The 12,217-nt window shown below is 71.9% G+C and carries 10 protein-coding genes; 8 read left to right on the top strand and 2 right to left on the bottom strand.

Annotated elements, in window-relative coordinates:
• Positions 1-92 precede the first annotated feature (92 nt).
• A complete protein-coding gene (gene paaN / locus OG246_RS08620) occupies positions 93-1,784 on the bottom strand; it encodes a phenylacetic acid degradation protein PaaN (RefSeq protein WP_266458245.1) in 1,692 nt (563 codons plus the stop codon).
• 213 nt (positions 1,785-1,997) lie between these two features.
• Here paaN and OG246_RS08615 point away from each other — a divergent pair, with 213 nt between their 5' ends.
• Together OG246_RS08615 and OG246_RS08610 are read left to right on the top strand one after the other, a co-directional pair.
• On the top strand, positions 1,998-3,512 hold the full coding sequence (locus tag OG246_RS08615) for a 3-hydroxyacyl-CoA dehydrogenase (protein WP_266458243.1): 1,515 nt from the start codon (positions 1,998-2,000) through the stop codon (positions 3,510-3,512).
• On the top strand, positions 3,509-4,099 hold the full coding sequence (locus tag OG246_RS08610) for a TetR/AcrR family transcriptional regulator (protein WP_266458242.1): 591 nt from the start codon (positions 3,509-3,511) through the stop codon (positions 4,097-4,099). Before OG246_RS08615 ends, OG246_RS08610 begins: the two co-directional genes overlap by 4 nt.
• Positions 4,100-4,152: 53 nt before the next feature.
• On the opposite strand, the gene OG246_RS08605 is transcribed toward OG246_RS08610, so the two are convergent.
• On the bottom strand, positions 4,153-4,638 hold the full coding sequence (locus OG246_RS08605) for an Lrp/AsnC family transcriptional regulator (protein WP_266463975.1): 486 nt from the start codon (positions 4,636-4,638) through the stop codon (positions 4,153-4,155).
• A gap of 190 nt (positions 4,639-4,828) precedes the next feature.
• Between OG246_RS08605 and pdhA the strand changes: the two genes are divergently transcribed.
• The 6 genes from pdhA (at position 4,829) to OG246_RS08575 (ending at position 12,201) form a co-directional block, all read left to right on the top strand.
• A complete protein-coding gene (gene pdhA, locus OG246_RS08600) occupies positions 4,829-5,974 on the top strand; it encodes a pyruvate dehydrogenase (acetyl-transferring) E1 component subunit alpha (protein ID WP_266458240.1) in 1,146 nt (381 codons plus the stop codon).
• Positions 5,971-6,975 (top strand): alpha-ketoacid dehydrogenase subunit beta, encoded by a 1,005-nt coding sequence (locus tag OG246_RS08595; protein WP_266458237.1) that lies wholly within the window; start codon positions 5,971-5,973, stop codon positions 6,973-6,975. The genes pdhA and OG246_RS08595 overlap by 4 nt, the downstream gene beginning before the upstream one ends.
• Complete coding sequence (locus OG246_RS08590; protein WP_266458234.1) at positions 6,975-8,519, top strand: dihydrolipoamide acetyltransferase family protein; 1,545 nt, start codon at positions 6,975-6,977, stop codon at positions 8,517-8,519. The genes OG246_RS08595 and OG246_RS08590 overlap by 1 nt, the downstream gene beginning before the upstream one ends.
• A gap of 63 nt (positions 8,520-8,582) precedes the next feature.
• A complete protein-coding gene (locus tag OG246_RS08585; protein WP_266458231.1) occupies positions 8,583-9,605 on the top strand; it encodes a DUF6457 domain-containing protein in 1,023 nt (340 codons plus the stop codon).
• A complete protein-coding gene (locus OG246_RS08580; RefSeq protein ID WP_266458228.1) occupies positions 9,602-11,104 on the top strand; it encodes a molybdopterin molybdotransferase MoeA in 1,503 nt (500 codons plus the stop codon). Before OG246_RS08585 ends, OG246_RS08580 begins: the two co-directional genes overlap by 4 nt.
• Positions 11,101-12,201 (top strand): TrkA family potassium uptake protein, encoded by a 1,101-nt coding sequence (locus OG246_RS08575; RefSeq protein ID WP_266463973.1) that lies wholly within the window; start codon positions 11,101-11,103, stop codon positions 12,199-12,201. Before OG246_RS08580 ends, OG246_RS08575 begins: the two co-directional genes overlap by 4 nt.
• Positions 12,202-12,217: the final 16 nt, after the last annotated feature.

The following is a 12,217-nucleotide window of genomic DNA, read 5'->3' as shown; positions in this document are numbered from 1 at the left end:
CAGTACGAGGGTCTACGCCCGGCACGCCGAGAGCACGCACCTGACGCCGCGAGGCCGCCCTCCGGGCGACGACGGGAATTGTCAGACAGGCCCTACGCGTCCCGGCGTACCTCCACCACGCGGAAGCGGTTGGCGACGAACGCTCCGTCGCTCAGGGCCGCGTTGGCGGCCGGGTTGCCGCCCGAGCCGTGGAAGTCGGAGAACGCGGCCGTCTGGTTGACGTACACGCCGCCCGTGAGGTTCAGCGAGAGCTGGGCGCACTCCTCCAGGCAGGCCTCCTGCACGGCCTGCTCGAACTCCTCCGAGCTGGTGTACGCGCCGACCGTCATCGCGCCCTTGTCGCGGATCGTGCGGCGCAGCAGGTCCACCGCGTCGGCCGCCGAGTCGACGGCGACGGCGAAGGAGACGGGGCCGAAGCACTCGCTCATGTAGGCCGCCTCGTCGTCCGGCTTGGTGCCGTCGAGCTTCACGATCACCGGTGTACGGACGACCGCGTCCGGAAACTCCGGGTTGCTGATCTCCCGTGAGGGGAGCGCGACTTCGCCGAGGCCGGAGGCGGCTTCCAGGCGGGCCTTCACGTCGGGGTTCACGATGGCTCCGAGGAGCGCGTTGGCGCGGGCGTCGTCGCCCAGGAGCCCGCCGACCGACTTGGCGAGGTCGGCGACCACCTCGTCGAAGGACTTGGGGCCCTCCTCCGTGGTGATGCCGTCGCGCGGGATCAGCAGGTTCTGCGGGGTGGTGCACATCTGGCCGCTGTACAGGGACAGGGAGAAGGCCAGGTTGGAAAGCATGCCCTTGTAGTTGTCGGTCGACTCCACGATCACCGTGTTGACGCCGGCCTTCTCCGTGTAGACCTGCGCCTGGCGGGCGTTGGCCTCCAGCCAGTCGCCGAACGCCGTCGAGCCGGTGTAGTCGATGATCCGGATCTCGGGCCGTACGGCGAGGGTCTTGGCGATGCCTTCGCCGGGGCGCTCGGCGGCCAGTGCCACCAGGTTCGGGTCGAAGCCCGTCTCGGCGAGCACCTCGCGGGCCACCTGGACGGTGAGCGCGAGCGGCAGCACCGCGCGCGGGTGGGGCTTCACGAGTACGGCGTTGCCGGTGGCGAGGGAGGCGAACAGGCCCGGATAGCCGTTCCACGTCGGGAAGGTGTTGCAGCCGATCAGGAGGGCGATGCCGCGCGGCACGGGCGTGAACCGCTTGGTCATGGTGAGCGGGTCCCGCTTGCCCTGGGGCTTGACCCACTCCGCGCTGTCCGGCGTGCGGACCTGCTCCACGTACGCGTACGCTACCGCCTCCAGGCCGCGGTCCTGCGCGTGCGGGCCGCCCGCCTGGAACGCCATCATGAAGGCCTGGCCGCTGGTGTGCATGACCGCGTGTGCGAACTCGTGGGTGCGGTCGCTGATCCGCTTGAGGATCTCCAGGCAGACCGCGGCACGTGCCTCCGCGCCCGCGTCGCGCCAGGCACGCTGCCCCGCGCGCATGGCGGGCAGCAGCACGTCGACGTCCGCGTGCGGGTAGGTGACACCCAACTCGATGCCGTACGGCGAGACCTCGCCGCCCACCCAGTCGTCGGTGCCGGGCTGGCCGAGGTCGATGCGGGTGCCGAGGAGGGCGTCGAAGGCGGCCTTGCCCTCCGCCATGCCCAGGCTGCCGTTCTCGCCGTACGCCTTGGGGTGTTCGGGGTGGGGGGACCAGTACGCGCGCGTGCGGATCGCTTCCAGCGCCTGGTCGAGGGTGGGCCGGTGCTGGGCGATCAGCTGGTGCGCGGTGAGTTCGGCGGCCATCAGGGACCAACTCCTCCTCGAAGCAGCTCTTCATCGAGCTGTGGATTGAGCTGTGAATCTGGGCAGGATTTTCAGAAGGTGCGGCTCGAAGCGTCTCTGGCAGGGTGGTGGTGGGCGACGGGCGGGCATTCAGAGTTAGATTAACCGAACGATCGGTCGGGGCAAGGGGGTCCGCCGTATCTGTGGAAAACCCTGTGCGGGAGGATCGCGAGCATGACAGCACTCGACCTCAGCAGCCCCGTGGCCGTCGTCGGCACCGGCACGATGGGGCAGGGCATCGCCCAGGTCGCGCTGCTCGCGGGCCACTCCGTGCGGCTCTACGACGCCGTCCCCGGGCGCGCCGGCGCGGCGGCCGAAGCGATCGGCGCGCGCCTCGACCGGCTCGTCGAGAAGGACCGGCTCACCGACGCCGACCGGGACGCCGCACGCGATCGGCTGCGACCGGCCGGGAGGCTGGAGGACCTCGCGGACTGCGCGCTGGTCGTCGAGGCGGTGGCCGAACAACTCGAGGTGAAACAGCGGCTGTTCCGCGAGCTCGAGGACATCGTCGGGGACGACTGCCTGCTCGCCACCAACACCTCGTCCCTGTCCGTCACGGCCATCGGCGGCGCCCTGCGCAACCCGGGCCGCCTCGTCGGACTGCACTTCTTCAACCCGGCGCCGCTGCTGCCCCTCGTGGAGGTCGTCTCCGGGTACGCGAGCGACTTCTCGTCGGCCACGCACGCGTACGAGATCGCCCGCGCCTGGGGGAAGACCCCCGTCGCCTGCGCCGACACCCCCGGTTTCATCGTCAACCGCATCGCGCGGCCCTTCTACGCCGAGGCCTTCGCGGTGTACGAGTCGCAGGCCGCCGACCCGGCCACCATCGACGCGATCCTGCGCGAGTCCGGCGGCTTCCGGATGGGCGCCTTCGAGCTGACCGACCTGATCGGCCAGGACGTCAACGAGTCCGTCACGCACTCCGTGTGGCAGGCCTTCTTCCAGGACGTGCGCTTCACGCCCTCGCTCGCCCAGCGGCGGCTGGTCGAGTCCGGCCGGCACGGCCGCAAGACGGGACACGGCTGGTACGACTACGGGGAGGACGCCGAGCGCCCCGAGCCGCACACCGCCGAGAAGGCGCAGGCGCCCGCGTACGTCCTCGTGGAGGGTGATCTGGGCCCGGCCGCCGAGCTCCTCCCGCTGATCCGCGAGGCGGGCATCCAGGTCCGTGAGGACGAGGAGGACCACGGCACCCGCCTGGTCCTGCCCAGTGGCGGCCAGCTGGTCCTCGCCGATGGTCAGACCTCCGTCGAGTTCCGTGACGTCGTCTACTTCGACCTGGCGCTCGACTACCGCAAGGCGACCAGGATCGCCCTGTCGGCCTGCCAGGACACCGCTCCCCGGACGCTCGCTGAGGCCATCGGCCTCTTCCAGGCGCTGGGCAAGGACGTCAGCGTCATCGGGGACGCCCCGGGCATGATCGTCGCCCGGACCGTGGCCCGGATCGTCGACCTGGCGCACGACGCCGTCGCCAAGGGAGTGGCCACCGAGGAGGACATCGACACGGCGATGCGGCTCGGCGTCAACTACCCGCTGGGCCCCTTCGAGTGGAGCCGCAGGCTCGGCAGCGCCTGGGCGCACGACCTCCTGGAGGAGCTGCATCTGCGCGAACCCTCCGGCCGCTACGCGCCCTCACTGGCGCTGTACCGTCACGGAAACACGGTTGACAAGCGGGAGGGCACCTCATGACCACCGCCAAGCGCGACACGTACACCCCGGAGACCCTCCTCTCCGTCGCCGTCCAGGTCTTCATCGAGCGCGGCTACGACGGCACCTCCATGGAGCACCTCTCCAAGGCGGCGGGCATCTCCAAGTCGTCGATATACCACCACGTCACCGGCAAGGAAGAGCTGCTGCGCAGGGCCGTCAGCCGGGCCCTCGACGGCCTCTTCGGGATCCTCGACGAGGAGCACGCGCGCGTGGGGCGTGCTGTGGAGCGCCTGGAGTACGTGGTGCGCCGCATGGTCGAGGTGCTCACCACCGAGCTGCCGTACGTGACGCTGCTGCTGCGTGTGCGCGGCAACACGGACACCGAGCGGTGGGCCCTGGAGCGGCGCCGCGACTTCGACCACCAGGTGGCCGAGCTGCTGAAGGCGGCGGCCGCGGACGGTGACGTACGCGGCGACGTGGAGGTCCGGCTCGCGACCCGGCTGGTCTTCGGAATGATCAACTCGATCGTGGAGTGGTACCGGCCCGACGGGCGGGGCATGGACGAGCGGGAAGTGGCCGACGCGGTGGCGCAGTTGGTCTTCGGTGGGCTGCGCAAGGAGTCCTGACCTCCTGGGTCACCAAGGTGTCCCTCGGTTGAACGCCCCGGTCACCGGGGCGTTCAGGACTGCGGTTCCAGGTCCTCTTCCTCGAAGACCAGCAGTGTGCGGGTGCTGAGCACCTCCGGGATGGCCTGGAGGCGGGTGAGCACCAGTTCGCGCAGGGCCTTGTTGTCCGGGGTGTGCACCAGCAGGAGCACGTCGAAATCGCCGCCCACCAGGGCGATGTGGGAGGCGCCGGGGAGCACTCTCAGTTGCTCGCGGACCGTGCGCCAGGAGTTCTGCACGATCTTCAGGGTGACGTACGCCGAGGTGCCCTGCCCGGCGCGTTCGTGATCCACGCGCGCCCCGAAGCCGCGGATCACGCCGTCCTCGATGAGGCGGTTGATACGCGCGTAGGCGTTGGCCCGTGACACATGGACACGTTCGGCCACGGAGCGTATCGAGGCGCGGCCGTCCGCCTGGAGCATCTGGAGGATGTCCTGATCTATGGCGTCGAGGGGACGGGCGGGCGGAAGGGCGGGGCCGGCCTCCGGCGGCTCGGCCATTTGTTCAGGTGCCATGTCCCCCCGCCTCCCTACCATGGACGTACTGCGTCCATTTCAGGCTGTGCAGAACCGTTTGTCCACAGCTTGAAGGGGTCTGTAGCCAAAATGTGCCGACGACCGAACAATCGGTAGGTGAGGCGCATCACAACCGTGACGCGCCTGAAGCCGTCTCCCACGAGGAGGTGCCGTCATGACGGTCATGGAGCAGCGAGGCGCATACCGGCCAACGCCGCCGCCGGCCTGGCAGCCCCGCACCGACCCCGCGCCGCTGCTGCCCGACGCGCTGCCGTACCGCGTGCTCGGCACCGAGGCGGCCGCGCAGGCCGACCCGGGGCTGCTGCGCCGTCTGTACGCGGAGCTGGTGCGCGGCCGCCGCTACAACACGCAGGCCACCGCCCTCACCAAGCAGGGCCGCCTCGCGGTGTACCCCTCCAGCACGGGCCAGGAGGCCTGCGAGGTCGCCGCCGCGCTCGTCCTGGAGGACCGCGACTGGCTCTTCCCCAGCTACCGCGACACCCTCGCCGCCGTCGCCCGCGGCCTCGACCCGGTCCAGGCGCTCACCCTCCTGCGCGGCGACTGGCACACCGGCTACGACCCCCGCGAGTACCGGATCGCGCCCCTGTGCACCCCCCTCGCGACCCAGCTCCCGCACGCCGTGGGCCTCGCGCACGCCGCCCGGCTCAAGGGCGACGACGTGGTCGCCCTCGCGATGGTCGGCGACGGCGGCACCAGCGAGGGCGACTTCCACGAGGCGCTGAACTTCGCCGCCGTATGGCAGGCCCCGGTCGTCTTCCTCGTCCAGAACAACGGCTTCGCCATCTCCGTACCGCTCGCCAAGCAGACCGCCGCCCCGTCGTTGGCCCACAAGGCCGTCGGCTACGGGATGCCGGGCCGCCTGGTGGACGGCAACGACGCTGCGGCCGTGCACGAGGTGCTGAGCGAAGCCGTCCGCCGTGCGCGCGCCGGGGGCGGTCCGACGCTCGTCGAGGCGGTGACCTACCGCATCGACGCCCACACCAACGCCGACGACGCGACCCGCTACCGAGTCGATGCCGAGGTGGAGACCTGGCGCGCGCACGACCCGATCGCGCTCCTGGAGCACGAGTTGACCGAGCGCGGGCTGCTCGACGAGGACGCGATGCGGTCCGCCCGCGAGGATGCCGAGACGATGGCCGCGGATCTGCGTGAGCGCATGAACCAGGACCCGGTGCTCGACCCCATGGATCTGTTCGCCCATGTGTATGCCGAGCCCACACCGCAACTGCGTGAGCAGGAGGCGCAACTGCGCGCGGAGCTGGCGGCCGAGGCGCACGGGCCGGAAGGAGCCGGGCGATGACGACCGTTGCCCTGAAACCGGCGACCATGGCGCAGGCCCTCGGGCGGGCGCTGCGCGACGCCATGGCCGCCGACCCGTCCGTCCATGTCATGGGCGAGGACGTCGGCGCCCTGGGCGGTGTCTTCCGGGTCACCGACGGGCTCGTCAAGGAGTTCGGCGAGGACCGCGTCACGGACACGCCGCTGGCCGAGGCGGGCATCCTCGGGACAGCCGTCGGCATGGCCATGTACGGGCTGCGGCCGGTCGTGGAGATGCAGTTCGACGCGTTCGCCTACCCGGGGTTCGAGCAGCTGATCAGCCATGTCGCGAAGATGCGCAACCGCACCCGGGGCGCCATGCCGCTGCCGATCACGATCCGCGTCCCGTACGGCGGCGGCATCGGCGGCGTCGAGCACCACAGCGACTCCTCCGAGGCGTACTACATGGCGACTCCGGGGCTCCATGTCGTCACGCCCGCGACGGTCGCCGACGCCTACGGTCTGCTGCGCGCCGCCATCGCCTCCGACGACCCGGTCGTCTTCCTGGAGCCCAAGCGGCTGTACTGGTCGAAGGATTCCTGGAACCCGGACGAGCCGCCGGCCGTTCAACCGATAGGCCGCGCGATGGTGCGGCGCTCCGGCCGGAGCGCCACACTCATCACGTACGGGCCGTCCGTGCCCGTCTGCCTCGAAGCCGCCGAGGCGGCGCGGGCCGAGGGCTGGGACCTCGAAGTCGTCGACCTGCGCTCCCTGGTGCCGTTCGACGACGAGACGGTCTCGGCTTCGGTACGGCGGACCGGACGCGCTGTTGTCGTACACGAGTCGGGTGGGTACGGCGGGCCGGGCGGGGAGATCGCCGCACGCATCACCGAGCGCTGCTTCCATCACCTGGAGGCACCGGTGCTGCGCGTGGCCGGCTTCGACATCCCGTATCCGCCGCCGATGCTGGAGCGGCACCACCTGCCTGGCGTCGACCGGATCCTGGACGCCGTGGGGCGTCTGCAATGGGAGGCGGAGAGCTGATGGCGCAGGTCCTGGAGTTCAGGCTTCCCGACCTCGGGGAGGGGCTCACCGAGGCGACGATCGTCCGCTGGCTGGTGGAGGTCGGAGACGTCGTCGCCGTCGACCAGACCGTCGTCGAGGTCGAGACGGCCAAGGCGATGGTCGACGTGCCCTGCCCGTACGGGGGTGTGGTCACCGCCCGCTTCGGCGAGGAGGGCACGGAACTGCCCGTGGGGGAGCCGCTCCTGACAGTCGCGGTGGGCGCGGCCGCCGCCGGCGAGGGCGACGAGGGATCCGGGAACGTGCTGGTGGGGTACGGCACGGCGGCGCCTCCGGCGCGGCGCGGGAGGGTGCGGCCGTCGAGTGTGACGGGTGCGCCGGCATCGCGGGCGCCAGCCACCCCGACGGGTGTATCGGCGGATGCCGCAAGCGTGGTGGCCGCCGCGAACGGAGGACGTGAGCTCGGACGGGCCGGGGGCGGTCCTGCCGCGCGGTCCGGCGACGGGGACCGCCCGGTCGCCGATGGCCGGTACGGCCCGGGCAGGGTTGCCGACGACCGCCCGGTCGACGGCGATCGTGGTGGCGTGGCGGTGATCGGGGACGGTCCCGTGCCCGTCATCTCCCCGCTCGTACGGCGGCTCGCGCGTGAGAACGGCGTGGATCTGCGGGAGTTGGAGGGTTCCGGACCCGACGGGCTGATCCTGCGGGCGGATGTCGAGTACGCACTGCGTGCGGCGGCGACCGGTCAGGTGCGGGCACCCGCTGCCGCGGAACCCCTCCGGGCTCCGGCCGTCGGCCACGGGGCCGTCGCGCCCATCGGCGCACCCTTGGCCCAGTCCCCCCATCAGCCCGCGACCGCGCTCGGCGCATCCCCGCACGGCACCCGTATCCCCCTGCGAGGCATCCGCGGAGCCGTCGCCGACAAGCTCTCCCGCAGCCGTCGGGAGATACCCGACGCGACCTGCTGGGTGGACGCCGACGCCACGGAACTCATGCAGGCGCGCGCGGCGATGAACTCCGCCGGCGGCCCGAAGATCTCCCTCCTCGCGCTGCTCGCCCGGATCTGCACCGCCGCGCTGGCCCGTCACCCGGAGCTGAACTCGACGGTCGACATGGAGGCCCGTGAGGTCGTCCAGCTCGACCAGGTGCACCTGGGTTTCGCGGCACAGACCGAGCGTGGGCTCGTCGTCCCCGTCGTACGGGACGCGCACGCGCGCGGCGCGGAGTCGCTGAGCGCGGAGTTCGCGCGGCTGACCGAGGCCGCGCGGACCGGGACGCTGACGCCCAGGGAACTCACGGGCGGCACCTTCACGTTGAACAACTACGGTGTGTTCGGTGTCGACGGCTCCACGCCGATCATCAACCACCCCGAGGCGGCCATGCTGGGCGTCGGCCGGATCGTTCCCAAGCCCTGGGTGCACCAGGGCGAGCTGGCGGTGCGACAGGTCGTGCAGCTTTCGCTCACCTTCGACCACCGGGTGTGCGACGGTGGCACGGCGGGTGGCTTCCTTCGCTATGTCGCGGACTGTGTGGAACAGCCGGCGGTGCTGCTGCGGACCCTGTGACCACCGCGTCCACATGCTGTCCAAGGGGATGGCAATGATCCTTCGGGCGCTCATACTCGGGGGATGAACGCCTACGAGGCCCCGGGCGACCCCGGCGCAGGTCTTCCGTACGACGCCGTCGTGCTTGCGGGCGGCGCCGCGCGGAGGCTCGGTGGCGCCGACAAGCCCGGTGTGCGCGTGGGCGGCCGGGCGCTCCTCGACCGGGTGCTGACCGCCTGCGCGGGCGCCGCCACCACGGTGGTCGTGGCCGAGCGGCGGGCGACCGCGCGGCCCGTGCTCTGGGCGCGTGAGGACCCGCCGGGCGGAGGGCCGCTGGCCGCCCTGGACGCCGGGCTGCGGCACACCACCGCGGAGTACGTCGTCGTGCTCTCCGCCGACCTGCCGTTCCTGGACGACGGAACGGTACGGCGGCTGCTGGAAACCCTGCGTGCGAACACCGGCGCGGGGAACCCGGCAGATACCGAAGGGGAGTTGAGCGGCCCCGACGGCGTCCTGCTCGTCGACTCCGGCGGCAAGGACCAGCCGCTCGTGGCCGCGTACCGAGTGCGGGCACTGCGGCGGGAGCTGGACTCGCTTGCCGCCGCATCCAACAGCGGCTCCGCCGCGGGCGGCGGTCTGACCGGGCTGCCGCTCCGGCGGCTCACCGCCGCGCTCGACCTCATCCGAATCTCCGACCCCGTCGCGTCCTTCGACTGCGACACCTGGGACGACATCGCCGTCGCCCGGGCACGTATCAGGGAGCATGGGCACGTGTTGGATGAATGGATTACCGCAGTCAAGGACGAACTGGGCATCGACCTGGACGTCGACATCGGCATCCTCCTCGACCTGGCCCGCGACGCCGCACACGGTGTGGCCCGGCCCGCCGCGCCGCTGACCACGTTCCTCGTGGGGTACGCGGCCGGGCGGGCCCAGGGCGGCCCCGAGGCGGTGGCCGAGGCATCCCGCAAGGCCGCCGCGCTCGCGCTCCGCTGGGCCGACGAGGACGCCGCCGACGCCAAGCCGGACGCCGCCAAGCCGGACGCTGGCCCCGCGGGAGGATCCGCGCCCGGCGCAGGCTCCGACGCCCGGCCGGACGCCGGATGACCGCCGCGCGCGGCATCCGGGACAGCCAGGACGCCGACGACTTCGACGTGGAGGAGGCGCTGGCGCTGGTCAAGGGAGACAGCGCCCGCGCCTCGGGCGAGCCGGGCTCCGGGGCCGGCGCCGGAGCCCGGGGCGGCTCCGGTACGCCCTCCACTCCCGTGCCCACCCCCCAGGGCGAGCCCCACGCGCACGCCACCGACAGCGGCCACGGCGACCGTGGTGCGGGCAGCCACGGTGGCAGCGGCCACGGGGTCGGCCACAAGGCCACCCCCTGGCCCCAGGCCCGCACCATCGCCGAGCGAGCCGCCCGTTCCGTCCCCCGCCCCACCCCCGTCTCCGTGACCCTGGACGCCTCCCTCGGCCTGGTCATCGCCGCCCCGCTCACCGCGCTCACGGACCTCCCCTCCTTCGACACCTCGGCGATGGACGGCTGGGCGGTCGCCGGGCCCGGCCCCTGGGACGTACGCGAGGAAGGGGTGCTCGCCGGGCAGGCGCAGCCGGAGGCGCTCACCGACGGCGAGGCGGTGCGCATCGCCACCGGGGCGCGCGTCCCGCAGGACGCCACCGCCGTACTGCGCAGTGAGCACGGGCGTATCGACGACAAGGGGCGGCTGCACGCGGCCCTCCCCCAGGCTTCCGGCCCCGCTCGCTCAGGGGGGACGGCCGGCGTCGTGCACGGGCAGGACATCCGCCCGCGCGGCCAGGAGTGCCGCAGCGGCGACCAGTTGCTGCCGGTCGGCGCGCTGGTCACGCCCGCTGTGCTGGGCCTCGCCGCGGCCGCCGGGTACGACACACTCGCCGTCGTCCCCCGGCCGCGTGTCGAAGTCCTCGTGCTCGGCGACGAGTTGCTCACCGAGGGACTGCCCCAGGAAGGGCTGATCCGGGACGCGCTCGGCCCGATGCTGCCGCCCTGGCTGCGTGCGCTCGGCGCCGAGGTCGTCGCGGTGCGCAGGCTCGGTGACGACGCCAAAGCCCTGCACCGGACCATCACCGGCTCCGAAGCCGACCTGATCATCACCACCGGCGGCACCGCGGCCGGCCCCGTCGACCACGTCCACCCCACCCTGCGGCGCATCGGCGCCGAACTCCTCGTCGACGGCGTCAAGGTGCGCCCGGGCCACCCCATGCTGCTGGCCCGCACCAAGGAGAACCAGCACCTCGTCGGCCTGCCGGGCAACCCCCTGGCGGCCGTCTCCGGCCTGCTCACGCTCGCCGAGCCCCTGCTGCGCATCCTCGCCGGACGCGCGGCGCCGGAGCCGTACACGCTGCCCCTCAAGGACGCCGTGCACGGGCACCCGTACGACACCCGGCTCGTCCCCGTCGTGCTGCGCGGCGACCGGGCCGTGCCGCTGCACTACAACGGTCCCGCAATGCTGCGTGGCATCGCGGCGGCCGATGCCCTCGCGGTCGTACCGCCCGGCGGTGCCCGTGCGGGTGAGGAGCTGGAACTCCTCGATCTGCCTTGGGTGATGTCAGGAATCGGGGCGTGTTTCACGTGAAACAACCGGGCCATGACGCGATTGCCCGCCAAGCGGACGAACATCTCATGACGCATCGGGTGAAACTCCCGAAGAGCTTCGTGGAGCGCCCGATCCGTCAGGTCGGCAAGCGGGTGGCGATGGCCCTGTTCACGCTCGCCGCCACGGCGTTCATCGTCTGGGTCGACCGCGACGGCTACAACGACAGCTCGGACGGTGCCGTCGACTTCCTCGACGCGTTCTACTACGCGACCGTCACCCTCTCCACCACCGGATACGGCGACATCACCCCGGTCAGCGACGCCGCCCGGCTCACCAACATCTTCGTCATCACGCCGCTGCGGGTGCTGTTCCTGATCATCCTGGTCGGCACCACGCTCGAAGTCCTCACGGAGCGCACCCGCGAGGAATGGCGGCAGAATCGCTGGAGGGCGGCCTTGCGAGATCACACCGTCGTTGTCGGTTTCGGTACCAAGGGGCGGTCGGCCATCGAGACCGTCTGTGCGACCGGGCTGAAGAAGGAGCAGGTCGTGGTCGTCGACCCCAACTCCAAGGTGGTCGACGCGGCAACGGCCGACGGATACGCGGGGGTCATCGGGGACGCGACGCGCAGCGAAGTGCTGGTACGGGCCGAGGTGCGCAAGGCGCGGCAGATCATCATCGCCACCCAGCGGGACGACACGGCGGTGCTGGTCACGCTGACCGCGCGGCAGCTCAACAGCGGAGCGAAGATCGTCGCCGCCGTGCGGGAGGAGGAGAACGCGCCGTTGCTGCGCCAGTCCGGCGCCGATGCCGTCATCACCAGCGCCAGCGCGGCCGGGCGGCTGCTCGGGCTCTCCGTGCTCAGCCCCGCCGCGGGCATGGTCATGGAGGACCTCATCCAGCAGGGCAGCGGGCTCGACATCGCGGAACGGCCGGTCATAAAGGCCGAGGTCGGCAAGGGCGTACGGGAGACGGAGGACCTGGTGGTGAGTGTCGTACGCGGGCATCGGGTGCTCGGATACGACGATCAGGCCATCGGGACGCTGCAGTTGACGGACCGGCTCATCACGATCGTGCGAGTGACGCCGGGCACCTATCAGGCACCCGACGTCAATCGGCTTCGCATGGACCCGTAGCCACTGGATCAGTAGC

Source organism: Streptomyces sp. NBC_00620, from assembly GCF_026341825.1.
Taxonomy (GTDB): Bacteria; Actinomycetota; Actinomycetes; order Streptomycetales; family Streptomycetaceae; genus Streptomyces.
The sequence above is the reverse complement of the archived record's forward strand: the minus strand, read 5'-3'. Positions and strand labels throughout refer to the sequence as shown.